Below are 25,155 nucleotides of genomic sequence, written 5' to 3'. Positions count from 1 at the left end.
AAATTATTTTATAGTTATCTGTTTTCTATAAATTTACAATACAAGCCTTCTCAAAAACTCCCCTCTCCCAATCTCCTCCGCTCCAAGACTTTCTAAATGTTCATTATAAATTTGGCAATCAATAAACTTGTAATCCTTGCTTTTTACGTATTCCGAAAGATAATAAAATGCCACTTTGGAAGCATCGCTCACCAAACTGAACATACTCTCGCCACAAAATACTTTTTTATGAGGGAGGTCAACCCCGTAAAGTCCGCCAACCAGATTATCGTTTTCCCAAACCTCAATGGAAATGGCGTGTCCGGCTTTGTGCAAGGCAATATAGGCTTGTTGCATTTTTGCGGTAATCCACGTTCCGGCCTGTCCCTTTCGTGGAACCGTTGCGCAGTTTTTTATGACTTCCTCAAAATTTTTATTGAAGGTGATTTTGAATTTTTTACGGTTTAATGTTCTCTGAAGACTTTTTGAAACCTTAAAATTTTCGGATAACAAAACCATCCGCGGGTCCGGGCTCCACCACAAAATGGGCTGATCCTCTTCAAACCAAGGAAATATACCGGAATGGTAAGCAAGCAGAAGGCGCTCCACAGAAAGATCGCCGCCAATGGCGAGCAAGCCATCTTCAGTCGCTTCTTTGGGATTTGGGAACCAAAGTTTGTCGGTTAAAAAGTGCATATTTCAAAATTGCTGAAAATTTTCGCGTAAAAAAACCCCGAAGGAAATTTAATTCCTTCGAGGCCAATTTTAGTAATGGGAAAATTCCTGCCCTTGTTTAAAAGGGAAGATCGTCATGTTCCTCCTCATTAAAATCGTTTGCGGGCTCGAAAGCCTCGGCGGGCGGCATCGGCGGCATATCTGCACTGCCGGCAGCTTGCGATACATTTTCAATTCGCCACCCTTGGATGCTGTTGAAATATTTGGTCTCGCCCTGCGGATTAACCCATTCGCGGCCCTTTACGTTGATACTTATTTTTACGTCCTGGCCCACTTTATAATTGTTCAGCAGATCTGTCTTGTCCTGCACAAATTCAATCAAAATATGTTGTGGATATTGTTCTTCCGTGGTAATTACCATCTCCCGCTTTCTGAAACCATTTTTGCCGTATTCCTTGGTTTCGTCTATCATCTTAATTTTTCCTTGTAGTTCCATCGTTTTATTGTTTATTCTTTATTCTTTATTGTTATTTTTTATTAATACTGCGCGCGATAAATCGCGCGCCTACTGGGTTGCCAGCAGAATTTTCCACGCTTCTCCAACTTTTCCATCGCATAAAAATTGTTGTGCCCTTTTATGAATAGCTTCCGAATTGTTCGAAGCAACTAATTTTTTCAACTCTTCCGAAGCATTTATAAAGGTATTAATTTCTTCGGAATTTGGGAAATTTTCCACATTGCCCAGCATTCCCAAATCATTCCCCGTCAACACTTTGCTACGGCGGATTTCTTCGGGAAGACTATCCACGCCCATTCCCAAAGTGGTCAATGGTTTGGGCACTTCAAAAAGACCCGCTTTTGCACGGCTGTACCAATTGCCGCCGAGCCGTGATACCGTGTCAATCTTAAAAGGGTCGATGCTGCCGTCTTCGCCCAAAATTTCCTCTTTTATATGGAGTTTTACCACTTCACAAATCACCAAATTTCCTGCGCCGCCTTCAGTGCCGAGCTTAATTACGTCGTTCACTTTGCATTCCAGCTGTACGGGCGCTTCGGCAACGCGGGGCGGTTTTATTAGTTCGGAAGGAATCTCGGTAAAGCCTGCTTTTGTAAATTCGTTTACGCCTTTGGCATATTCCGTGGAAGAGAGCGATACTTGCTGCACCATATTGAAGCTCACAATGTTTATGGCCACTTCGGGCACTTCCAAAACATTTTCATAGGTATGTTTCGTGGTATTGTCGCGGCCGCGGCGGGCTGGCGAAAACACCAGGATTGGCGGCCGTGCGCTAAAAACATTAAAAAAGCTAAAAGGCGAAAGGTTCACGTTTCCCTCGCTGTCCACGGTGCTCGCAAAGCAGATTGGCCGTGGCGAAACGGCGCCCAAAAGGTAACCGTGCAGTTTTGCGGTGGATAATTCGTGTGGTTCAATAGAAATCATTGCTGCAAATGTACCCAAAGATTATAGCTTGTAAAAACTTGATTATACAATAATATCAACATATTTGCTTTATATTTAAACCTGCTTTTGGAAAGCATCGCTGCAATTAATAATTATTTATGTTTCGCAATAAATCACTCTCCCGCTGGGGTTTTATTTTGGCTTCGCTTTTAATCATCAGCCTGATTTTGTGGAATACTTATATTTTCTTCAATCAACTGAAGGAAAACGAACGCGCCAAGATGGAGATTTGGGCGGCCGCGTATCATGATTTTATTCAAAATAATCCACTGGATGCGCCAGTAGGCGAGGTTATTCCTATCATTATTCAAGGAAACACGACTACCCCAATGATTCTTTATACCTATAAAGAAAAAGTTTATACCGAAAAAAATATTGACTCATCTGAGGTAAATACGCTTGAAAAAAAGAAAAGGCTTGTTGAAAAATTTAAATCTGAATACCAACCAATCGATATAAGAAGTGACGATGAATTATTATCTACGATATATTACGGCAATTCACCCTTGATAAACAAATTGAAATATTATCCCGCAGCGCTGATTTTAATAATTTTCCTTTTCATTTTAGCCGTTTATCTTTTTTACAAAACCTCAAAATCTGCCGAACAGAACCGGCTGTGGGCGGGAATGGCCAAGGAAACGGCACACCAGATTGGCACGCCCCTTTCCTCTTTGGTTGGCTGGACCGAAATTTTAAAAACCGAAAAAGTAAACCCGGAATATATTACCGAAATGGAGAAGGATATTTCCCGATTGGAAACCATCACGGACCGTTTTTCAAAAATAGGTTCGGTGCCGAAACTGGAACGCTGTGATGTGGTTGCCGAAACGAGAGCCTCGTTTCAATATCTTCAAAAACGCTCATCAAAACTTATAGATTTTCAACTGGTTGTTCCCGATAAGCCTATTTATGTTAAAATGAATCCGCAACTTTTTAGCTGGACCATTGAGAATTTGGTAAAAAACGGCATTGACGCCATGAAGGGGAAGGGAAGGATTACCATTTCCATAGAAAAAAATTCGAAATTTGTTTTTATCCGAATAAGCGATACCGGGAAAGGGCTCACAAAGAGTGAGTACCGAAAAATTTTTACACCGGGGCACACCACCAAAAAACGGGGCTGGGGCTTGGGACTTTCGCTGGCAAAACGCATTATTGAGGAATACCACAATGGAAAAATTCGCGTTTCAAAAAGCATCCCAAACCAAGGCACCACTATGGAAATTGCCCTAAAGACAGAAAATTAATAATGAAACAAAGAACCCACACCCTGCATACAGCGCGATTAAAAAATAACTGTCCAACTTGCTTTGGAACTGATGGTCTGGAATTTACTTTCACGCAGAAAGAAAAAGAAACGCCTTTTTTTAAAAAACCGGCTTCGGAAATAGAAAGCAAATTATACTGCCATACCTGCAAAAACGATATTTACCCCGTAAACTGGACGGAAGACATTGAGCGCGTTTTTGATTACAACAAAAAAATAGCGGAAACCAATAAACAATATTTAAAGGTAAAACCGCTATTTTATATTTTAGTAATCGCAGCAATTGTTTTGATTGCAGCGGTAGTGTATCTACTAATTCCTACGATTTAAGTTTTTCGGCAATGGCTTCGGCCAACATTTCAAATTCTTCCGAAGTCATTTTTACCTTTTTGGTAAATCGCATATCGTCCATTTCATTCAAAGGAATAAGATGGACGTGTACGTGCGGCACTTCCAAGCCCACAACGGCCATTCCCACACGTTTGCAGGGAACCGTCTTTTCCAGTGCGCGTGCAACTTTTCGCGAAAACTGCATCAATTGAAGGTACATATGCTCGCCCATGTCAAAAATCTTGTCGATTTCCTCTTTCGGCACACAAAGCGTATGGCCTTTTGCGTTTGGATTTATGTCCAAGAACGCAATGAAATTGTCGTCTTCGGCTATTTTGTAACAAGGAATTTCCCCCTCGATTATCTGTGTGAAAATTGATGCCATAGTTAGTCCCTTGAAATTTCCAGTATTTCGAATTTAAGCACCCCATTTGGCACCTCTATTTCGGCTATCTCGCCTTTCTGCTTCCCCAGCAATCCTTTTCCGATGGGGGAATCTACAGAAATTTTTCCCGCTTTCAGGTCAGCTTCACTTTGGGCAACCAGCTTATAGGTCATTTCCATTCCATTTTTCTGATTTTTAATCTTTACAGTGGAATGCACCAAAACCTTGCTCAAATCCAGTTGCGATTCATCTATCAAACGGGCATTGGCTAAAATCTCCTCCAGTTTGGCAATGCGCATTTCCAGCATTCCCTGTGCTTCCTTTGCGGCGTCATATTCGGCATTTTCGCTGAGATCGCCTTTATCGCGGGCCTCTGCGATGGCATTGGACGCTTTTGGACGCTCCACATCGCGCAAATGGTCCACTTCGTCCCTCAATTTTTTTAACCCTTCGGCAGTGTAATAAGATACTTTACTCATAACTTCATCGTTTGTGTATTACAAACCCTTTTTTTAATTCTTAAATTCCATATAATAAGATTCCCGCCATAGTTTATTCTGAGCCTGCCTGCCCAACGGCACGGTAGGCAGGCGTAAGTCGAACGGGCGGGAATAGAAAAATCCCATACTTTGACGGGATTGTGTCCAACAAATATACTAAAAATTTACTTGTTGCGTAATTTGTTGTAATTTCGGCCTTAAATATTATTGTTTTAATGAAAACCAAAATCTTTTTTCTTTTAATTGTTTTTATAACGCTATCGTGCTCAAAAAAAGATGAAAAGCAAGAGCGCAATCCCTATTTATCAGATCCCGTTGTAAGTTTGAATTTAAATTTAAATTTACCGGAATACAATCCGTTGAAATTTCCGGGAAATTCCGTAGTAACTTCCCAAGGCATTAAGGGCATCGTGGTAATTTGCATAAGCGAAACACAATATTTTGCCTATGATTTAACGGATCCGAACCACGTGCCCAGCAATTGTTCGCGAATGGAGATCAACGGTCCAATTGCGAGCTGCCCCTGCCAAAATGATGACAATGAGTATAATCTCATAAACTATGGAAGACATACTTCTGAGCCCGATTCCAAATACCCTATGCAATCTTACCGTGCCGAGCGCAATGGCAATACTGTTGTGGTTAGCAATTAACCTTTAGGATTTTTAAAACTTCACCGTAGCTCCCACCAAAAAGTTAATCGTCGCCTGCGGATAATATCCCGCGCCTTCCACGGTAGTAACGGTTCCGGGATTGCTGAAATCATCATCATAAGTATAAAAGTATCCGTTGGAAATATATTCCACGTTAAAAATATTGTTCACCAAGGCTGAAAAAACTACTTCCTTTACCCACGGAAGCGAGTCCAAAGTGTAAACAATGTTTAAGTTATTCACGAAATAACTGTCCAATTTTGAAGCCTCGCTGTCAATATTGCCCATATATTGTTCGCCCACAAATTTTGAAAGAAAGCCCAATTGCAATTTCCTTATTGGCGAATATTCCAGCATATTTCCAGCAACTATTGAAGGCGAAAAGGAAATATTTGTATTTCCCAAATTGACCAGTTCCCCATCGCGGGAAGTGACGAAATCCACATTTTTATTGGTGCTCAAAGCGATATTTGGCAGCGTTCGCAAATTTTTCAAAAGCTGTATTTCGGCATCCACTTCCAGCCCCAATCGGTAGCTTTTTCCGCTGCTGGTTCGTAAGGGCGCGCCCACATCGTTCAGTTCGCCGGAAAGTACCAATTGGTCTTTGTAATTCATAAAGAATATATTGGTATTCACTTTTGTTTTTCCTGCCCGTCCGGCAGGCGGGTCGGAAGCAAAACGCCAGCCCAATTCAAAATCGTCCAACTTTTCGGGCGTAACAATTCCCTGTTCGTAATCGTTGCGCGAAGGTTCGCGGTGCGCCTTTCCGTAGGAGAAATAGAACTGGTTTGAAGGATTTAATTTATAGGTCAATCCCGCTTTTGGGTTGAAAAAGGCATAGTTTTCGTCAACATTCAAAGCCTCCAAATCTGAAGTAATTCCCGAAATATTATAGTTCAAAAACCGTCCCTGCAAATCGCCGAACACGGTCCACTTTTCATTGATTCGATACGTTGCTTTTGAAAAAACGGTGAATTCACTTTTTTCGCCGTTCCCTTCGTAATAACGGTCCCGTATTTCAGAATTGCTGGCGTAGCGCGCCCAGATTACTTCGCCGTAATGGTCGCCCGTGTAATAACTATAAAACGCCCCGCCAGTAAAATCAATTTTGTTGTTTTTGTAATTCACATTTGCATTGGCCGCGTAAAAATCGTTATCGAGCCAACGACGACGAATCAAATCGGTTGTATTTATGGTATCTCCGCCAATTTCTATAGTTTCAAAACCGTACGTTTCAAAATCTTCATCCTCTTTGTACTGTTCAAAATAACCCTTCCCTTTTGTGTAATTCAACGAAACGTTGGTGCTCCAATTATTGTTGAAACGCTGGTTCCAAAGCAGTTGGTAGTGGTCCTGCGCATAATTATCTACTTCGTTGTCATAAAACTGAATGTTTCCGTCTTCATCGGTGTACATTCCGGCAGAATTAAAGGTACGGTCGTTTTCAAGCTTTTCGGGGTCTTCCAAACCGTTCCACGATTGGTAAGTTTCTTCCCTGCCGCCGAAAACCAAGGCTTTTATTAACGTATTCCTATTTACAAAAGCAGCCTGCAAAAAATAGGATTTCAAGTCGGAACTGGCCCGGTCAATATAGCCATCGGATTGAATGGTTGACAACCTTCCCGCCACTTCAAAATGGTCAGAAAGCAAGCCAGTGCTGAACTTGACGTTGTGTTTATGTGTATTATAACTTCCGAAGGAATTTGCAATTTCCCCAAACGCTTCGTTTGAAACGGCATCGCTCAACAAATTCAAGCTCGCACCAAAAGCGCCCGAACCGTTGGTTGAAGTCCCCACGCCGCGCTGCAATTGCAGACTTTGCACCGAGGAAGTAAAATCGGGCAGATTCACCCAAAATGTGCCTTGGCTTTCGGAATCGTTATACGGAATTCCATTCAGCGTAACATTTACGCGCGAAGCATCGCTCCCACGAACACGAATGTAGGTATAGCCAACGCCAGCGCCAGCATCGCTCGTGGTAACCACCGACGGAAGATAGTTGAGCATATACGGAATATCCTGCCCGAGGTTTCGTTTTTCGAGCTCCTCTTTGTCGAGGTTTGAGTGAGTAATTGGTGAATCGGCATCTACTCGGACGGCTTGTACCAAAACTTCGTCCAAGGCTTCAATTTTTGTGGAATCCTGCGTTTTTTCCTGCGCGGAAACGGTAATAAAAAGAGAAGTAAAAACTGCGGAAATCAATAACTTTTTCATTCGTAATTTTTTAAATTTTTACGAATAAAAGGGGCGTTATTCTTGGTTTGTTAAATGGTTTATATAAAAAAACCCTGAAAACATTGCGTCGTGCAATATTACAGGGGGTTCCTATTTGTATCCCTTGGCGGCATTACCCGCCCAGGTTCTTTGGGTATAATCTCAGCTTCTTCGAGTTCAGAGTTTTGAGTTCAGAGTTCAGAGTTTTTTCAACCCATAACCCATAACTCATAACCCATAACTAAAATCTGCACCCCTTTGAGATGTTCGGCAAATATACAATTCCTTTTATTTATAATGTGGGCTTTTTAAATAGTAATATAGATTTACAAAATAATCCAAACTATAAGCTCTAAACATCCCTCTAAATCTCCCTTCAAAGGGAGACTTTTTCTGTTGTACTCAAATCATAAATTAAATTCAAATCAAACTCCTCCCCTTGAAGGGAGGCTGGGAGGGATGTTTTTACCTCAACTTTTATCAAAACCTTAATACTTCCCCATTTCATTCCTCTTTACATTTGAACGATGGCCACTTCAAGAAACAAATTCACCTTTAAAATCATCCTCAGCTACCTTGTTTTGGGGGCTTTGGCTGTGTTAGTGGGCTTTTTTTTATATTCCGAATTCAAAAATTTTACTGCGGAATCCAATGAAACCACAGGCGAAAAAAAGTTTATTGAAACCGGAACCCTCATCAATTTGGTTTACGAAACCGATGGCTTTTCGAGGCTCGCGCTTTTAACCGAAAGCGATGAAGATTTTGAAAAATATATGGCGAAGACCGATTCGCTTTTCAGAAAAATAGACGAGATAAAATCGCTTACCACCAACGATTTTCAAATAAAACAATTGGATAGCGTAAAATCGCTGCTCAAGGAAAAGAACCGAAACATTGAACAATTGCGAATTCTTCGTTTGACGAACCAAAAAGATACCTCGCTGGACGATATTATGCGCGAGGTGCGTAAACTGGAAGCTTCCGTAGGCTTGAATTCGGTGGAGTCGTTAATCAGAAATCCGTCAAAATTGAAACCGCGCGAACGCAGGATTTGGCAGAAATATGCCGATTATCTCAACAGTGATGCTGCACGCGACACATCCACCGTCAAGTCGAAAACCGTGGATTCCATGCTCGTTGCCGCACGGTATATTGTTGCCGAGGCGAAAAAGGAAAATTCGCGAATTCGTGAATCGTTGATACAAAAAGAGAACGAATTGATTCGCAACGATCTCAATATTTCTGAGCGTTTGCGCGAGATCATCGCCAGTTTTGACCGTGAAATTACAAAGAACAATAATCTGGAAAAGCAGCAGCGGGCAAAATCCATGGAACGCACCAAGGAAATCCTGAAGTTTGCCGGAATTTTGGGCGGTATCGTGGTTTTGCTGTTTTCGTATTTTATCCTTTCAGATTTTTTTAGGGCGGAACGGTTTAAAAAGAATTTGGAAGAATCCAAAAATTATGCGGAATCGCTTTTGAAAAGCCGCGAACAGCTTATTTCCACCGTAAGCCACGATTTAAAAACGCCTTTGAATACCATCAGCGGCTATTCCGAATTATTTGAAAATTCAACCCTTTCGGAAAAACAGAAATACTATTTGGCACAAATTATTTCCAGCTCGCATTTCATTTCACATTTGGTGGATGATTTGTTGGATTTCTCCAAATTGGAAGCGGGAAAATTGCCCATTGAAAGTGTTCCCTTTTCTTTGGAAAATATTATCATTGAAGCCGGAAATGCTGTAAAACAGCAGTTTCCACAGAAAGCTGTCGATTTGAAGTTTTCCATTTCGCAGGAAATCAAAAGCAAAATTTATGAAAGCGACCCGCTGCGGATTCGGCAGATTATAAATAATCTCGTCGGCAATGCTTTCAAATTTACCGAAAATGGAAGCGTTGAAATTAAGGTTGAAGAACTTGACACTTCGACTGCGCTCAGTGTTCCAAAAATTTCCAAAATAAAAATCTCCGTAATCGATACTGGAATTGGCATTTCCGAAGAAAAACAGCAACTTATTTTCGACGAATTTACACAGGCCGAAACAGAGATAGCACACAAATTTGGCGGTAGTGGTTTAGGATTGGCAATTTCAAAAAAACTCACCGAACTTTTGGGCGGAAGCCTAAAGGTGGAAAGTGTTTTGGGGGAAGGAAGCAACTTTATTTTAACCCTTCCGCTGAAAAATTCAGATAGGATTTTGACGAAAACCATTCCGAAGGAACACATTTCGTTTGAAGGTCTGAAAGCCGTAATTATAGACGATGACCAGTCGATGCGCGCACTTTTACAGGAAATTTTTGAACAGATGGATATTGCTTCGGAAGCATTTGAAAGTTATGAGAGTTTTCGAACCGGTTCGGATTTCGATTTCGTTTTAACAGATATCCAAATGCCCAAAACCGACGGTTTTACTGTTTTGGAAAACCTGAAAAATGGAGAAGTAAATTCCTATAAAAATCAGCCCGTAATAGCAATGACGGGAAGTAGGGCTCACAGCCGCGATTTCTACCTCAAAAAAGGGTTTTCTGAAATGCTGCCGAAACCCTTTTCAAAACAGAAACTGGTTGCGGTTTTGGAGCGCATTTTTCCAAACCGCAGGAATTTTTTGGAAGAAAAAATTGTGGATGAAATTTTCAAATCGAATTCCACAGACAATGGAAAATTCGACCTTTCCCTTTTAAAATCCTTTTTGAATACGCCCGAAGCCTTGGAAGAAGTGCTTGAGGTTTTCAACGCCCAAACCGAAAAAGATCTGCAGCAAATCAAAAATTCAATTGCCGAAAATGACATAAAAACTATTTCTGAAATTGCCCATCGAATGCTCACGATGTTCCGCCAATTAAAGGCAAAAGAGGTGATTCCCATTCTCGAAAAAATGGAGGATTACACTGCCGAAACAATTGTACCTGTGGGAATGAAGATGGATTTTGAGAAGCTTATTTTGAACATTCGGGATTTACAAAATGCGCTTTCTAATAGCTGATTTTACAAATCTATTTGATAATGTTCCAGTTTGTTATAAAGCGTTTTGCGGGTAATGTTCAGCAGTTTTGCGGCTTTGGTTTTATTGAAATCGGCTTCCTTTAAAGCGTTCAAAATAAGTTGCTTTTCGTTGCTTTCCTTTGAAAAATCTACGGTTTGCTTTTTCGTGTTTTCAGCAAACAAAACTTCCCGTGGAATTACTTCCAACGGAATCAATCGGGAATTGGTCAACAAAACAGAGCGCTTGATTACGTTTTTCAACTCGCGCAAATTGCCCGGCCAAGCGTAGTTTTTAAAGGCTTCTTCCACTTCTTTCGAAAGCCCGATTACTTCCTTTCCCAAAGATTTGTTCGCTTCATTTAAAAAGTATTCAATAAACAGAAAAAGATCCTCTTTCCGTTCGTGCAGCGATGGAATGTGGATGGAGAATTCATTCAAACGATGGTACAAATCTTCGCGAAATTTCCCTTCGGAAACGGCTTTCAGCAAATCTTCGTTGGTGGCGGAAAGTATTCGGACATCCACTTCAATTTCGGTATTGCTGCCCACGGGTTTTATGCGGCGTTCCTGCAAAGCACGAAGTAATTGAATTTGGTTTTCATAAGAAAGATTTCCTACTTCATCCAAAAAAAGAGTTCCGCCATCGGCAGCTTCAAAATGGCCTTTTTTGTCATTTACCGCGCCGGTAAAACTTCCCTTTACGTGACCGAAAAATTCGCTCGCCGCAATCTCTTTCGGAATGGCGCCGCAGTCCACGGCCACAAAATTTTTGTCCTTTCGGGAACTATAATTGTGGATTGCTTTTGCTGCAACTTCCTTTCCAGTTCCGCTTTCACCTTGAATAAGAACGCACATATCCGTTGGCCCGACCAGCTTTAAATATTCGTTGAATTTTTTGGAGGATTCGCTGATGCCGATGACAAATTTGGGCTTTTCAGAAGTTGGTTGGGAAGCAGGTTGTTTCGGCTCAATAGTTTCTGAAACGGGCTCTTCCGAAGATCCTATATTTTGAGAATCCGCTTCAATAATCATCAACAATTCCTCTGGCCGAAACGGCTTCGAGATATAATCCAACGCCCCTTTTTTTATGGCTTTTACCGCGGTATCCACTTCGGCATAACCCGTCATTAAAATCACTTTGGTGTTTGGGGAAGTTTTTTGGGAAAATTCAAGCAAGTCAAGACCCGAGTCATCCGGCAGTTTTAAATCGGTTATCAGCAAATCGAACTTGTTTTCAGAAATGGTTTTTCGGGCATTTTCGCCTGAAAGCGAAACAGAGACATTAAAACCTTTTCGTTCCAAAAAAGAAGTGAGCATTTTTCCAAAAGCTACATCGTCTTCAACTATATGTATTTGCTGCGCCATTACGTTTTCTGAGAACGTAAAAATAGTGAGTATATGGCTGGGCAAACTTTAAATTTATCATAAAAAAAGGCGCCCAATTTATGGACGCCTTTCCCAGAAGTATTGAATCTAAAATACCCGCAGCTTACTGCTTCTTTAATTCATTTTTAATCCACTCGCCTTTTGCGTTTGCATACACCGTTGCTTTTTTGGCATCGGCAGTGGCAAGCTCGATTTTATAGTCTCCCTGTGCATTCACATAAGCCTTAGAAATAGTGGCACCGCTAAAATCCTTAGCTACGGCATCTTGAACGGCTTGTGGCACTTCAGAAGCTTTAACTTCTTTATAGTCTTGGGCAACATCAGTTGCGGCAATTTCAGCAGTTGCGGCATCTGTTGCAACTGTAGCTTCTGTTTCAACAACGGCATCGGCGTCTTGGGCGGCTTCAATTCTGTTTTCCACTTGCGCTTCAACGGCAGTTTGTTTTTGCTCGTTCATTGCAGTTGGCTCTTTATCTTGCGCGGTTGCTGCGGTTAAACCTCCCAATACGATTGCTGTGCTTAAAATTAACTTTTTCATTGTTTTTTGTTTTTAAAAAATTATTTATTCGTTTCTAAGTTTGTTTGTTGCCTTGTATATAGAAAAAGTAGTGCCACAGAAAAAAGGCGATAGAAATATTCCTCAAAACACTGAACAACAGTGATTTATTCGATTTTGAATATTATTGAATTTTCTAAAAAGTGTGTAATGGAAAGCACAGTTGTGTAAAAATTACACAGTTGTTGTGTAAAATTCTTTAATTTTTTACGCCGGCCCTAAAGGGAGTAGAAAATCCCGACCCTAAAGAGAGTAGAAACTGATACCCCAGCCCTAAAGGGAGCAAATGCGGAATCATTAGTCAATTTTTGGAGGTTTGCGATTGGACTTTTTGAGCGCATGTTCTTTTTTGGATTTTAAACGTCTTTCAATCGCCCCTTTTGAAGGTTTTGTTTTCTTTCGCGGTTTTGCGACTTTCAGGTTTTTTTGAAGCAATTCAATAAGCCTTTCAATAACGATGGCCTTGTTGCGGTGCTGGCTTCGGGTTTCGCCGCATTGCAGGGTAATGACTCCTTCGGAAGAAATTTTTGTGGAAAGTTTGCTACGAAGTCGTTCCTTTTCAATTTCCGAAAGCGCTTCGGAAGTTTCCAAATTAAAGGACACCTCCACCTTTGAAGCCGTTTTGTTCACGTGCTGCCCCCCCGGCCCGCTGCTGCGGATGGCTTTAAAGGAAAGTTCAGAAATTAATTGCTCCGTGTTCATTGCGGCTGGTGTACGGGATTTAAAAGGTCGTTTACCGTTTTTACGGGATTGAAGGTGATGAGCGGCACTTCCACAAAAACCGTGTTCCAGTTTGCCATCGCACCGTTCCAAAGTCCGGGCAACTCCAGTGCTTTTATGGGTTTTCCGTGATACGATTTATGTGAAATAAAACCCGCATCGGGGTCAGAAAACTGAAGCAGATCATACTTTTGGCCTTTATAATTGCGCAGGCCGCAGGCCAAATCAACCGGATTGAAATGTGTGGCTTTTTCAACCAATTCCCTTTGTTGCGGATTATTGGTGTCAATCTGGCTCATTTCCACGATTTGATAGGAAAGATTGCCGTTTTTGTCTTTTATAAGAAATGGGCCGCCGCCGGGAGCACCCGTATTTTCAACAACCCCGCAAACGCGGATGGGCCGTTCCAAAATTTTCAAAATTTCCTCTTTATATATAGGAGTGTTTTTTATGAAAAGTTCCTCGGAAATAAACTCGGAAGCGTTTTTCAAAACTTCTTCCGCCCCGGCGGACAGGTCAGAAGGATTTGCAGCGTGAAGTTTTTCCACAAAACCGAAGATTTTTTGCAGCAATGAAAGCAATTTTCCGGCGAGCACTTTTTTCTGAAAAGCGATGGTTTCCACATAATTTTGGGAAACCACGTTGTCAATATTTTTTATAAAAACGATGTCGGCATCTACTTCATTCAAATTTTCCAAAAGTGCGCCATGCCCGGACGGACGGAAAACCAAATCGTCGTTTTCATCTAAAAAAGCTTTGTTTTCAGTAGTTGCGGCAACTGTATCAGTTTCCTTTTTCTGAAAGGAATAGGAAATATTGAACTTTACGCCAGTTTTATTTTCAACGGTTTCCTGAATTTCTTCGTAACGTTTCTTGAACTTTTCCTCGTGCTCCGCGGAAACCGTAAAATGTAAATTGGCTATGCCGTTCGAGCTAGCATAAAAAGCTGCTTCGTATAATTGCTCGCCAAAAGCGCTAACATAATTTTCGCCGTATTTGTGAAAAGGAACGAGACCTTTGGGCGTGTTGCTGAAATTGAGACCGTTTTCTTCCAGCATTTCCTTTACGAAGAAATAGTAGCGTTTTCCTTTTTCGAAATTTTCGAAATCGGGAAATTTCGCTTCCAATTTCTCTTTCACCAAAGAAGAAAAAGCAAATTGTTCGATTGAATCAAAAAAGATTTTCAAATTTCTATTCTCTTGCTTTTGAAGAAACACATCGATGTCTTCATTATTAAAATCATAACTCTCCAAAAACTGATGCAAAAACTTAAACATTCGCGTCGCCGCACCCGAAGCTGGCACGAATTTCAGCAAATCAAGTCTGTCCTTTTCAGCTTCAAAAAGCGCTGCAAAATGGCGTTGTTCCTTTTCTGAAAATACCGCAATGCCATTATCCGCCGAAGCTGGTTCAACAACATTTGCGAACGGGATTCCTTCTTCAAAAATTTCGAGTTGTCGTGTTACTTTAGCTTCCGAAAGCCCGTGATTCTTTATTTGTTGTAAGTTTTTATCAGTAAACATTTTATTTCTTCTTCAGCAATTTGTCAATAATTTTGACAGCGTTTTCAAATCTTTCTTCTTTGTCTCCCTTTAAAATTTTATATGGGAAATTTTGTTTTTTCAATTCGGCCTCGAAAATACGAAACATTTCCTCGCGGTTGTTTGGACGGTCGCGCAAAATATCCGGCTCCCAAGGCGTGTCAACATAGGTCAAAAGGTAGATGCTGTAATTGTCTTTGGTTGCTTCGGTTTTTATTTCCGAAGGACAAAATCCATCGTAATAATATTCCGAATAGACTTTTAGTTCGAGCAGATTTGTATCGCAAATCAGCAGATTTTCAACTTGTTGGAAAGCCTTCTTTTCAAGTTGCAATTGCCCTTTTGCGATGGGAATTAAATCTTCTTTTTCAACAAATTTCTTTTCAATATCCCACTTTTTTTGAAGGTATTCCCGCATATATTCCGGTACCCAATGCGTTTTGTAGTGTTTCGCCAATTGTTTTGCCAAAGTAGTTTTGCCAGTAGATTCGGGACCGTATAAAACTACTTTAATCAATTCAGCAGACTGGTTTCGGGTATATTTAGGTTTCTTTTCCAAGCGCGGTATCCGTAAATGGCAATAATAGTAAATAATAGGTATTGGAACGAAGTAAACACGAGTCCTTTATAAAGGTATAGTGGCACGGAAATTAGGTCGCCAATAATCCAATAGATCCAGTTTTCGAGTTTCTTTTTCGCCATAAGCCACATTCCTACGAAGAAAATTGCAGTCGTAATCGTGTCAACATAGGCTGTCCAATTGTTCCATTTGTCGAAAAATTCATAGACCGCAAAAACGAAAATAAGCGTTGCAACAAAAATGTAAATAGATTGTTTGTTTTCGGTTTTTGTAGCCTTTGTAATGGGCGTATAATGGGTCGCATCCACTTTTCGGGTCCAAATATACCAGCCGTAAATGCTCATTGCGAAGTAATAGGCGTTTATCATCATATCGCCCAAAAGCCCATAAACAGCGAGAATGTAAACAAAAATAGCCGTGCTGATAATCCCCGTGGGATATACGAGAATATTATCCTGCTTGCTGAACCACACGCTCAAAAAACCAAAAAACACGCCGATGAGTTCCAGCACTATTAAATGTGTGGGAACTTCGGCGTATTGCGCAAAAAACCAATCAAAAATGGGGCTCATAGTCGCTGCGGTCTGATTTTACTATTTTGATGTAAAGCAAACCTCTTTCCACAGCTTCCAATGCTACTTTCATTTCTTTTTGAAGAAGGTTCATCACCGCATCATAATCGCCGTAAACCTGTGTGCTTAGCGGATTTTCCAAAACCGTCAGCCCAGAATTTCGAAGGCTTTTTATAAAATTGATTATTGCGGGTTCGTAATCGTCCTGTAACGGAGTTAGGGTGAGTTCTACTGAAATTTTCATAGTATATTAATTTTAATTTAAGATTAACATCCCCCTAACCCCCTTCAAAGGGGGAATTGCCCCCTCCCTTCGAAGGGAGGGCCGGGGTGGGATGTTCAAACGCCGTTCCCATCACAACCATATCCGCTCCAGCTTCGTAAGCGGTATTGTTTTGTGCTTCGGTTTTTATTCCGCCGCCAACTATTAAAGGGATGTTGATAGCTTTTTTTACTTCGGAAATGATTTCGGGTTTTACGGGAAATTTTGCGCCGCTACCCGCTTCCAAATAAATAATTTTCGCCCCCATAAATTGGCCTGCCAATGCCGTATGCACAATGTTTTCAATATTTTCCTGCGGAAGCGGTTCCGTATTCGTCACTTTTGAAACTGCCGAATCATTGCCGCCATCAATCAAAATGTAACCTGTGGAAATAATTTCCAAAGAACTATTTTTCAATTTTGAAATGGACTTTATCTGCTGACCCACCAAATATTCCGCATTCCGCCCAGAAAGCAATGTTAAAAACAAAAGCGCATCGGCAAAGGGCGTAATATGCGACCAGTCGCCCGGAAATAGAAAGATTGGCAGATTTGTTTCAGCTTTCAACGCTTTTACGGTTGCTTCGGTTTCGCCATTGGCAACGGTGCTTCCGCCCACAAAAAGATGGGTGGTTTGCTTCGGAATTTTTTTCAGAAAAGAATCGGTTTCAGAACTGTTGAATTTATCGGGGTCAATCAAAATGGCAAGTTGCCTTTCCTTTTCGGATATCGATTTCAGAAGATTTTTATAAAAAATGTCTTCCATCTGCTATTTTTCAGAAATAAGCGCATAGGCACAAGTGAATTCCTCAAACTCCAGAAAATCCACATCGTACGTTTGCTCCTTGTCCTCGTAAGTCACGGTAGCAGTGGTTTTGGTGTCGTCGAGCCTAAAGTCTTCCACATAAATATGTTCCAAAAAGCTCACGCCTTTTTCGGCAAAACTTTTATAAAGTGATTCCTTCGCACACCAAACAATTGTCAGTTTTCGCATCAGGGCGTCTTCATTGGCGATGGTGCGGTATTCTTCGATTGGAGTGAATTTGTGCGCTATTTTCAGGATTTTATTGCGCTGCTTTTCAATGTCTATTCCCACTTCAATATCGCTAATGATTATCGCCGCAAAGATGAAGGAATGGGTAATGGAAATATGCTTATCGCCCGTTAAATGCGGTTTTCCGTTTTCATCGTAATACAAATCCTGGTCCGTATATCCTTCCAGGGCCATCAAATGCCGAATGCTCATAAACCCGCGACGGTGCAGGTCGCTTTTCATATTGTTTACACGATTGGCGCAATTTGGGGTAAGTTGGATTCCTTCGGAAAGTGCTTCAAAAGACTCTTCAATCTTCCAAATGAAGACTTTAGTGTGGGGATTTACTGTTATAGTTTTGTAAAGTGGCATAAACTTTTAAAGGATATTGTGTACTTTTGCGGACTGAAAAACAGAAATTATTTTTAACAAATGCCCGCTTTTAAGGGTATAAATATAACAAATATGTCAACGAAAACTGTGCCTTACACGGCGTTTAAAGTAAAAGATATTTCCCTGGCAGACTGGGGAAGAAAAGAAATTGAGCTTGCCGAAGCGGAAATGCCGGGGCTTATGAGTTTGCGTGAAGAATACGGAGACGAGCAGCCTTTGAAAGGTGCGCGCATTGCGGGATGTCTTCATATGACCATTCAAACCGCGGTGCTTATTGAAACTTTAGTTGCATTGGGGGCCGAAGTTACTTGGAGCTCTTGCAACATTTTCTCCACCCAAGACCACGCTGCCGCCGCAATTGCTGCTGCTGGAATTCCGGTCTATGCTTGGAAGGGGATGACCGAGGAGGAATTTGACTGGTGCATTGAGCAAACGCTTTTCTTTGGCGAGGACCGCAAACCGTTAAATATGATCCTTGATGATGGAGGCGATTTAACCAATATGGTCTTGGACAAATACCCAGAGCTTGCCGCTGGCGTAAAAGGTATTTCTGAAGAAACTACCACTGGTGTTCACCGTCTTTACGAGCGCGTGAAAAAAGGAACCTTGCCAATGCCGGCTATCAACATTAACGATAGCGTTACCAAAAGTAAATTCGATAACAAATACGGGTGCCGCGAAAGTGCCGTGGATGCAATCCGCCGTGCTACTGACATTATGATGGCAGGAAAACGTGTGGTTGTTTGCGGTTATGGTGATGTGGGTAAAGGAACTGCCGCTTCGTTTAAAGGTGCGGGAAGTATTGTTGCCGTTACCGAAATTGACCCAATTTGTGCGCTACAAGCTGCAATGGACGGGTTTGAAGTGAAAAAATTGGAAACCGTTGTTGGCAATGCTGATATTGTAATTACAACAACAGGAAACAAAGACATTGTTCGCGGAGAGCATTTTGAAGCGATGAAAGACAAAACCATCGTTTGTAACATTGGGCATTTTGACAATGAGATTGCCGTTGCTTGGTTGAAGAAAAACCACGGCAACACCCACGTTGAAATTAAGCCACAGGTTGATAAATACACCATCAACGGAAAGGACATTATCCTTTTGGCCGAAGGCCGATTGGTAAACCTTGGCTGTGCAACGGGTCACCCAAGTTTTGTGATGAGCAACAGTTTTACCAACCAGACTTTGGCACAGATAGAGCTTTGGAAAAATGGCGAAAACTACGAAAATGAAGTTTATATGCTTCCAAAGCATTTGGATGAAAAGGTAGCGAAACTTCACCTTGAGAAAATCGGGGTTGAACTTACCGAGCTTACTGAAGAACAAGCCGAATACATTGGCGTTACTGTTGAGGGGCCGTTTAAGCCTGAGTATTATAGATATTAATGAATTCCCGCGAAGGCGGGAATCTCATACTTTTTTAACTAAAACCCTTGCTCTAATGTGAGGGTTTTTTTGTTGTGAATAAGTTTCAAAATTTTCTAATCGGAAATAAATTCCGATTAAACTTAAAAAACTATATTTGTAACCATATATAAGGTTGCGTAACATGGTTATAAAAGAATATTATTCTGTTTCAGAAGCTGCTGAAATTTTAGGAAAAAACCCAGAAACTCTTCGTCGATGGGATAACGACGGAAAACTTGAAGCCGTCCGTGAGCCTATGAGTAATTATAGGGTTTATAAAAAGGAGCAGTTGGAAATTTTTCCAGAATTCAAATCGTATTTTGACAAAGTTGATGAAGGTAATTTTGTTGAACCGCTTCAGGACTTTTCTGTTTTAGAACTATTTGCGGGTGCCGGGGGTCTTGCTATTGGAATGGAACAGGCAGGTTTAAAATGCAGAGCATTAAATGAAATTGACAAATGGGCATGCCAAACTCTGCTAAAAAACCGTCCAAACTGGAATGTGTTGGAAGGAGATATTCGGGAAATGGATTTTTCTGAATTTAATAATATCGATGTAGTTACCGGCGGATTTCCTTGCCAGGCCTTTAGTTATGCGGGGAAAAAATTAGGCTTGGAAGATGCACGCGGCACACTTTTTTATGAATTTGCACGTGTGGTCAAAGAAACAAAGCCGAAGATTTGCATTGGGGAAAATGTTCGTGGACTTTTAAGCCATGACAAAGGAAAAACTTTGGAAGGGATGATTTCCATTTTAGACGAAATCGGTTATAACGTTGTTACTCCTGTTAGGGTGTTAAAAGCGATTAATTATAAAGTTCCCCAAAAACGCGAGAGATTGATTTTAGTGGGTATTCGAAAAGATATTGATGTTGAGTACCAATATCCAAAACCCTATTCCGAAATCTACAATTTGAAGGATGCGTTGAAAAAAGGAAAATTGTTCAATACAAATGTGCCGAAATCTAAAGGAGCAAAATATCCACAGCATAAAAAGGAGGTCCTCGATTTGGTTCCGCCGAAAGGGTATTGGAGAGATTTGCCCTTGGACATCCAAAAGGAATATATGCAGAAAAGTTTCTTCTTAGGCGGAGGAAAAACGGGGATGGCACGCAGGATTGGCTGGGACGAACCCTGTTTGACTTTAACTTGCAGCCCTGCGCAAAAACAAACGGAACGTTGCCACCCCGACGAAACAAGGCCTTTCACAGTACGCGAGTATGCACGGATTCAAACTTTTCCCGATGATTGGAAATTTGAAGGTTCTGTTTCCCAACAATATAAACAGATAGGGAATGCAGTTCCGGTCAATTTGGCTAAGGAAATTGGGTATTCTATTGTGCGGTTTTTAAATAGTGTCCATTTGGCCGAAAAAACAAAAATTAGCGAAAAAGTTGAAGCGATTTAATTGTTATAAATCATCGAAACCATCATAATAAAGGAAATTTTCAAAAGTAATTTCATCTAAAATCGTTCTAGTGTTATCTTTCGCGCTTTTGGAAATTTCAGAAAGAATATTGTTTTCATTTAATTTTTCTTCGGAAATACTCCTTAAAAAATCACTTACTGCTTTCGGAAGTGATTTATACAAATTGTATAAAGCATTTTTCTTTCCTGTAACCAAATCATAAAATTGGTCGCCAGAAATTATATAGACCCTGCTATGGCTGTATTCCTTTCCGTTAATAATCGCTTCCCATTTTTTGCAAAAACTTTTTTTCGCCAATATCTGCACCAAATAACACCTTGAATTTTTATTGTCATCCGCAAACCTGGCGAGCTTTTGAAACGCACTTTCGGCAGAACTGCTGTTCATCGTGTTATGCTTATTTTTGATTTCCGCGAAGAGTGAATCATCATTCGCTTTTAAATCATAACCAAGAAATCTGCCACTGCTGAAACCTTCAACTCCGCCCAAAACCTCTTCGTGAAATGTGCCGATTGCGTTATTTACAGATTTATCAATCTGTCTGGACATTTCAAGTTTTATAAGCTCTTCTTCAGAAAGCTCATTAAATCTCGAATCGAATGTTAATTTGAAAATATCAACTTTATTGTTGTAAAATTTCTCTTTGGTAAATTCTCTTTTAGCCGATAAATATGAATTGTGTAAATTAGAAATACATTTTAACAAGTGTTCATCACTTACAAAATCTACGTATTTATTTTTCGATTCGCCAAGATTATTCATAATTTGTATCAATTGCTATGAATTACGAAGATAACAAAATAAAAGTCCCAAGATTCAATGAAGAATCCGGCTTCTACACCACGAAAAAGCGTTCAAAAATGATGGGCAAAATTCGTGGGAAGAATACCAAGCCGGAATTGCTTTTTAGAAAAGCGCTTTGGAAGAAAGGCATCCGTTATCGCGTGGATAGCAAAAAACTCCCGGGAAAACCCGATGTTTCCATCCGAAAATACAAACTTGCCATTTTTATCGACGGTGAGTTTTGGCACGGCTACAATTGGCCCGAAAGAAAGAAAACTTTAAAAAGTAACCGCGGTTTTTGGATTCCAAAAATAGAACGAAATATGCAGCGCGACCGCGAAGTGAACAAACAACTCGAAGAAATGGGCTATACCGTGTTTCGGTTTTGGACCAACGAAATAAAGAACAACCTCAACAAATGCATCAACGATATTTTGGTGTATATAAATACCGGACAGAATGATTAACTCAAAATTACCCAATATTGAAACCTCCATTTTCGCCAAAATGAGCAAAATGGCAGCAGAACATAACGCCTTAAACCTCTCACAGGGATTTCCAAACTTTCCAAGCGACCCCGCTTTAAACGCCTTGGTGGACCAAGCAATGAGCGATGGTTTTAACCAATATGCCCCAATGCCCGGCGATTTTGAGCTTCGGATGGAAATTTCAAAGAAAATCGAAACCCTCCACGATCGTTTTTACAATCCCGAAATCGAAATCACGATTACCGCTGGTGCAACGCAAGCTATTTTCACAATAATCGCGGCTACAATTAGCAAAGGGGATGAAGTGATTATTTTCACCCCAGCTTATGATTGTTACGCGCCAACAGTGGAATTGTTCGGCGGAAAGATTGTCCCAATTCAACTTAAACCTCCTTTTTATAGTGTGGATTGGCAGCAAGTTGCGGATAACATTTCTTCCAAAACGAAAATGATTATCATCAACTCGCCACACAATCCGAGTGGGATGCTATTTTCAAAAGATGATATGCTCGAATTACAAGATTTGGCAGAAAAAAACAATTTGTTGATTTTAAGCGATGAAGTTTACGAACACATCATTTTTGACGGCAAGGTGCATCAAAGTGCATCGAGATTTGAAGCCTTGGCGGAGCGAAGTTTTGTAACGGCTTCCTTCGGCAAAACATTTCACAATACGGGCTGGAAAATGGGCTATTGCGCCGCTCCTGAGAAGTTGATGCAAGAATTTCAAAAAGTGCATCAATTTGTTGTGTTTTGTGTGAATCACCCCATCCAAAAAGCATTGGCCACTTATTTGAAAGACGAAAGCCATTATTTAAAACTCTCGGATTTTTATCAGCAAAAGCGCGATTTTTTTCTGCATTTAATGGAAGGTTCCAATTTCAAAATTGTTCCATCAAAAGGCACGTATTTTCAGATGCTTGATTTTTCAGAAATTTCAAATGAAAACGATATCGCTTTCGCGGAAAGGCTTACGAAGGAACACAAGATTGCGACCATTCCCACTTCTGTTTTCAACGAAGGCAGAAAAGATTTTAAACAGATTCGGGTTTGCTTTGCCAAAACCGATGAAACGCTTGCGGAAGCTGCAAAAATCCTTCGCGAATTATAGGATTATTTTGTATGTTGGTATTAAAAGGAAACCGTACTTTTAAAAGAAAAAAATGAAAACCGATTTAAAAATAACGCTTGTTCAAAGTGAACTAATTTGGGAAAACGCATCGGCCAATAGGGAATTGTTTTCAAAGAAATTCCAAACCTTTGAAGGGGAAACAGATTTGATAGTCCTGCCAGAAATGTTCACTACCGGATTTTCGATGAATGCCAAAAAACTTGCCGAACCCAATGATGGCGACAGTTTAAACTGGATGATTTCCGAAGCCCGGAAACACAACTGCGCCATTACCGGCAGCGTGATTATTTCAGAAAATGACAAATTCTACAATCGCCTCTTTTTCGTTTTGCCCGATGGCACTTATGAAAAATACGACAAAAAGCACACCTTCACCTTGGCAAAGGAAAATGAAACATACACCGCAGGTAAGGAGCGTTTAATCGTAAATTACAAAGGCTGGAAAATCTGCCCGCTCATTTGTTACGATCTGCGTTTCCCTGTATGGTCCAGAAATACCGAAGATTATGACGTTTTAATTTATGTAGCCAACTGGCCAAAAGTGCGTACCGTTGCTTGGGATACGCTGCTTCGTGCACGGGCCATTGAAAATATGAGCTACTGCGTGGGCGTAAACCGCGTGGGTTTTGACGGCAATGACCACGAATATGTAGGCCATTCGGCGGTTTATGACGTTTTGGGAAAACAGGTTTCCCCTTCCGCTTTTGATGAGTTTATTGAAACGGTAACTTTATCCAAGGAGCACATTGAGAGCAACCGGAAGCATTTGCAGTTTTTGAATGATCGCGATAAGTTTACTTTAACGTAAAAGTTTCATTCAAGCTCCAATTGGCGCGCACTTCAATTTGTTTTGGGTAATAGATTATTTTTTCGGGTTCCTTTCGGTTTAGGAAGCTGCCGGTGTCCCATTTGCCGTTTTGATTGTCGTCATAAATAATTCTAAGGAAATATTTGTCGGGAGAAAGTTCGTCAAAAAACACAGTTTTGTTTTCGGATAGAAATTCTTCCGCCACAACATTGTACTTTTTATCAACCATTTGCACTATAATAGGGAAACGATCTACGTTTATTAAGGTAAGATTCAGTGTTCCGTAGTCTGAAGCAAGTCTTGTGTTTATACTAAATTGAAGGGTGTCATTCGTCTTCTCAAAAAAATCGGTCAGTGCCCCCGGAAAGACCTTTATCTGATAGCTTTGGTCTTCGGTTTTTGGAAAGAAAACTTCGGCCCAGTTGTACTCGCTGTTTAGTTTTACCGTAGGTTCAATTAGGGAAGAATCCTTTGCCATTACCTGAAATTTTTCGGCATCGAAAGAAACGAATGGTGTGTTGGCGCGGAGTTTAAAGGTGTCCTTCAATTTTAAAACACCCGTTTTTATTGCCGAAATATTCAGCGAATCTTTATAAAGTTCGCGCATTCTTACTGTGGCGGTATCAATTATATTTCCATTCGCAATCTTAAAAACCAACGAATCGGCTTCAATGGCAGGCTTAAACCAATAGTGGAGCGTGTCCTTCTTTTCGTCCTTAAAAATTGTGGAAACAAAATCCTGCGGAACTTCGGAAAGCACTTCGATGTTTAAACTATCTGCGCGTCCCTCATAACCAAAAACAATGTGGTTTCTGCCAACCTGACTGGGCCGCGCTACTTTGTAGTCGGGGGTTTCCTTAAAAAGGGTCAATGAATATGTGGAATCTGAAGGCACGGTGATCATTTCGTTTACAAACCCAATCTTATCGTTTTTCGGTTGAAAAGTGTAGTCATTATTTTTTTCTTTTAAAGCGAGCAACAAATAGTTCCCTTCCTTTAAATTGGTCAATTCAAACGTGCCCGTGCTGTCTTTTGTAACGGTTATATACGTTGGCTTTTCGGAATAAACCAATGAATCATTAAATGTTTCGTTCACCTCATAAAGCATTACGGTTGTGGGAATTTCGGGGGCTATGAGCTCGGCATCCTTAACAGTTCCGGAAAGTTTTAAGCTATCGATATAACTTCCCGTGGAAAAAACATATTTAAAATACTCAAACTGGTTTCCTTCATTATTGTCCACAATGCTCTTCCCAAAATTGAAGGAATAGGTTGTGCTCGGCTTTAAAGTGTCTATCAATTTAATCTTCAGGGTTTTTGAAGTGCTGAGCGGCGTGATGACGGGCGTATATTTCATCGGTGGGGAAATGATGAGCTCCTTGTTTAAATCTTTCAGCTTTATATATTCATCAAAACGGATTTCAATTTCATCTCCCGTAAAATTTGTACTGTAATTTTCGGGGCTGCTCCTAACGATTATGGGCGGAATGGTATCCCTCGGCCCGCCCGAGGGCGTTCCTTTTTTTGCACAGTCCACAAAAGATAGCATAAACAGAAATGCGATGGGTATATAAAGGAGGCGGTGTTTCAAAAGCGTTAATTGTTATT

26 protein-coding genes are annotated in these 25,155 nt (G+C 40.7%); 9 read left to right on the top strand and 17 right to left on the bottom strand.

Annotated elements, in window-relative coordinates; all coding sequences use genetic code 11:
- Positions 1-33 precede the first annotated feature (33 nt).
- The 3 genes from aat to POV26_RS14200 form a co-directional block, all read right to left on the bottom strand.
- Positions 34-675: a leucyl/phenylalanyl-tRNA--protein transferase gene (gene aat, locus POV26_RS14210; protein ID WP_272857127.1), complete on the bottom strand. Its 642-nt coding sequence runs from the start codon at positions 673-675 to the stop codon at positions 34-36.
- A 97-nt stretch (positions 676-772) separates the two neighbouring features.
- Positions 773-1,150 carry a DUF3127 domain-containing protein gene (locus tag POV26_RS14205; RefSeq protein WP_272857126.1) on the bottom strand — a complete coding sequence of 126 codons (378 nt, stop codon included), beginning with the start codon at positions 1,148-1,150 and terminating at the stop codon, positions 773-775.
- Between the two features lie 69 nt (positions 1,151-1,219).
- A complete protein-coding gene (locus tag POV26_RS14200; RefSeq protein ID WP_272857125.1) occupies positions 1,220-2,095 on the bottom strand; it encodes a flavin reductase family protein in 876 nt (291 codons plus the stop codon).
- A gap of 119 nt (positions 2,096-2,214) precedes the next feature.
- Between POV26_RS14200 and POV26_RS14195 the strand changes: the two genes are divergently transcribed.
- Positions 2,215-3,366: a sensor histidine kinase gene (locus tag POV26_RS14195; protein WP_272857124.1), complete on the top strand. Its 1,152-nt coding sequence runs from the start codon at positions 2,215-2,217 to the stop codon at positions 3,364-3,366.
- 2 nt (positions 3,367-3,368) lie between these two features.
- A complete protein-coding gene (locus POV26_RS14190) occupies positions 3,369-3,716 on the top strand; it encodes a hypothetical protein (protein WP_272857123.1) in 348 nt (115 codons plus the stop codon).
- Here the strand turns inward: POV26_RS14190 and POV26_RS14185 are convergent.
- Together POV26_RS14185 and greA are read right to left on the bottom strand one after the other, a co-directional pair.
- Positions 3,706-4,101 (bottom strand): HIT family protein, encoded by a 396-nt coding sequence (locus POV26_RS14185; protein WP_272857122.1) that lies wholly within the window; start codon positions 4,099-4,101, stop codon positions 3,706-3,708. The genes POV26_RS14190 and POV26_RS14185 overlap by 11 nt on opposite strands.
- Before the next feature lie 2 nt (positions 4,102-4,103).
- Positions 4,104-4,580 (bottom strand): transcription elongation factor GreA, encoded by a 477-nt coding sequence (gene greA / locus POV26_RS14180; RefSeq protein WP_272857121.1) that lies wholly within the window; start codon positions 4,578-4,580, stop codon positions 4,104-4,106.
- A 236-nt stretch (positions 4,581-4,816) separates the two neighbouring features.
- Here greA and POV26_RS14175 point away from each other — a divergent pair, with 236 nt between their 5' ends.
- Positions 4,817-5,254, top strand: coding sequence for a hypothetical protein (locus POV26_RS14175; protein WP_272857120.1), 438 nt, complete (start codon positions 4,817-4,819; stop codon positions 5,252-5,254).
- A 12-nt stretch (positions 5,255-5,266) separates the two neighbouring features.
- On the opposite strand, the gene POV26_RS14170 is transcribed toward POV26_RS14175, so the two are convergent.
- The gene (locus POV26_RS14170) at positions 5,267-7,468 is read right to left on the bottom strand and encodes a TonB-dependent receptor (RefSeq protein WP_272857119.1); all 2,202 of its coding nucleotides are present in this window, start codon (positions 7,466-7,468) and stop codon (positions 5,267-5,269) included.
- 527 nt (positions 7,469-7,995) lie between these two features.
- On the opposite strand from POV26_RS14170, the gene POV26_RS14165 reads away from it, so the two are divergent.
- Positions 7,996-10,455: an ATP-binding protein gene (locus POV26_RS14165; protein ID WP_272857118.1), complete on the top strand. Its 2,460-nt coding sequence runs from the start codon at positions 7,996-7,998 to the stop codon at positions 10,453-10,455.
- 2 nt (positions 10,456-10,457) lie between these two features.
- Here the strand turns inward: POV26_RS14165 and POV26_RS14160 are convergent, their stop codons facing one another.
- From POV26_RS14160 to POV26_RS14120, 9 genes are all read right to left on the bottom strand, one after another.
- Positions 10,458-11,819 carry a sigma-54-dependent transcriptional regulator gene (locus POV26_RS14160; protein WP_272857169.1) on the bottom strand — a complete coding sequence of 454 codons (1,362 nt, stop codon included), beginning with the start codon at positions 11,817-11,819 and terminating at the stop codon, positions 10,458-10,460.
- A 124-nt stretch (positions 11,820-11,943) separates the two neighbouring features.
- A complete protein-coding gene (locus POV26_RS14155) occupies positions 11,944-12,378 on the bottom strand; it encodes a hypothetical protein (protein WP_272857117.1) in 435 nt (144 codons plus the stop codon).
- A gap of 315 nt (positions 12,379-12,693) precedes the next feature.
- A complete protein-coding gene (gene arfB, locus POV26_RS14150) occupies positions 12,694-13,098 on the bottom strand; it encodes an alternative ribosome rescue aminoacyl-tRNA hydrolase ArfB (RefSeq protein WP_272857116.1) in 405 nt (134 codons plus the stop codon).
- The gene (locus POV26_RS14145) at positions 13,095-14,639 is read right to left on the bottom strand and encodes a DUF4301 family protein (RefSeq protein WP_272857115.1); all 1,545 of its coding nucleotides are present in this window, start codon (positions 14,637-14,639) and stop codon (positions 13,095-13,097) included. Before POV26_RS14145 ends, arfB begins: the two co-directional genes overlap by 4 nt.
- Before the next feature lies 1 nt (position 14,640).
- The gene (locus POV26_RS14140; RefSeq protein WP_272857114.1) at positions 14,641-15,174 is read right to left on the bottom strand and encodes an ATP-binding protein; all 534 of its coding nucleotides are present in this window, start codon (positions 15,172-15,174) and stop codon (positions 14,641-14,643) included.
- A complete protein-coding gene (gene pnuC / locus POV26_RS14135; protein ID WP_272857113.1) occupies positions 15,171-15,809 on the bottom strand; it encodes a nicotinamide riboside transporter PnuC in 639 nt (212 codons plus the stop codon). Before pnuC ends, POV26_RS14140 begins: the two co-directional genes overlap by 4 nt.
- Entirely contained in the window at positions 15,793-16,053 is a 261-nt protein-coding gene (locus POV26_RS14130) for a thiamine-binding protein (RefSeq protein WP_045081418.1), read from the bottom strand. The genes pnuC and POV26_RS14130 overlap by 17 nt, the downstream gene beginning before the upstream one ends.
- A 34-nt stretch (positions 16,054-16,087) precedes the next feature.
- Entirely contained in the window at positions 16,088-16,837 is a 750-nt protein-coding gene (locus POV26_RS14125) for a phosphoglycerol geranylgeranyltransferase (RefSeq protein WP_272857112.1), read from the bottom strand.
- 3 nt (positions 16,838-16,840) lie between these two features.
- On the bottom strand, positions 16,841-17,476 hold the full coding sequence (locus POV26_RS14120) for a 4'-phosphopantetheinyl transferase family protein (RefSeq protein ID WP_272857111.1): 636 nt from the start codon (positions 17,474-17,476) through the stop codon (positions 16,841-16,843).
- A gap of 93 nt (positions 17,477-17,569) precedes the next feature.
- Between POV26_RS14120 and ahcY the strand changes: the two genes are divergently transcribed.
- Positions 17,570-18,886, top strand: a complete 1,317-nt coding sequence (ahcY, locus tag POV26_RS14115) for an adenosylhomocysteinase (RefSeq protein ID WP_272857110.1) — start codon at positions 17,570-17,572, stop codon at positions 18,884-18,886.
- 163 nt (positions 18,887-19,049) lie between these two features.
- Positions 19,050-20,315, top strand: a complete 1,266-nt coding sequence (gene dcm, locus POV26_RS14110) for a DNA (cytosine-5-)-methyltransferase (protein ID WP_272857109.1) — start codon at positions 19,050-19,052, stop codon at positions 20,313-20,315.
- A 3-nt stretch (positions 20,316-20,318) separates the two neighbouring features.
- Here the strand turns inward: dcm and POV26_RS14105 are convergent, their stop codons facing one another.
- Positions 20,319-21,098 (bottom strand): Eco47II family restriction endonuclease, encoded by a 780-nt coding sequence (locus POV26_RS14105; RefSeq protein WP_272857108.1) that lies wholly within the window; start codon positions 21,096-21,098, stop codon positions 20,319-20,321.
- Positions 21,099-21,115: 17 nt separating this feature from the next.
- Between POV26_RS14105 and POV26_RS14100 the strand changes: the two genes are divergently transcribed.
- From POV26_RS14100 to POV26_RS14090, 3 genes are read left to right on the top strand one after another with little or no spacing between them, the layout of a single operon-like run.
- Complete coding sequence (locus POV26_RS14100) at positions 21,116-21,586, top strand: very short patch repair endonuclease (RefSeq protein WP_272857107.1); 471 nt, start codon at positions 21,116-21,118, stop codon at positions 21,584-21,586.
- A 49-nt stretch (positions 21,587-21,635) separates the two neighbouring features.
- A complete protein-coding gene (locus tag POV26_RS14095) occupies positions 21,636-22,718 on the top strand; it encodes a methionine aminotransferase (RefSeq protein ID WP_419180022.1) in 1,083 nt (360 codons plus the stop codon).
- 52 nt (positions 22,719-22,770) lie between these two features.
- On the top strand, positions 22,771-23,547 hold the full coding sequence (locus POV26_RS14090; protein WP_272857105.1) for an amidohydrolase: 777 nt from the start codon (positions 22,771-22,773) through the stop codon (positions 23,545-23,547).
- Here the strand turns inward: POV26_RS14090 and POV26_RS14085 are convergent.
- Positions 23,534-25,138: an Ig-like domain-containing domain gene (locus POV26_RS14085; RefSeq protein ID WP_272857104.1), complete on the bottom strand. Its 1,605-nt coding sequence runs from the start codon at positions 25,136-25,138 to the stop codon at positions 23,534-23,536. The genes POV26_RS14090 and POV26_RS14085 overlap by 14 nt on opposite strands.
- Between the last annotated feature and the right edge of the window lie 17 nt (positions 25,139-25,155).

The organism is Aequorivita todarodis, assembly GCF_028561335.1.
Lineage (GTDB): Bacteria > Bacteroidota > Bacteroidia > Flavobacteriales > Flavobacteriaceae > Aequorivita > Aequorivita todarodis.
Note: the sequence above shows the minus strand (reverse complement) of the source record. Positions and strands in the feature narration are given on the sequence as shown.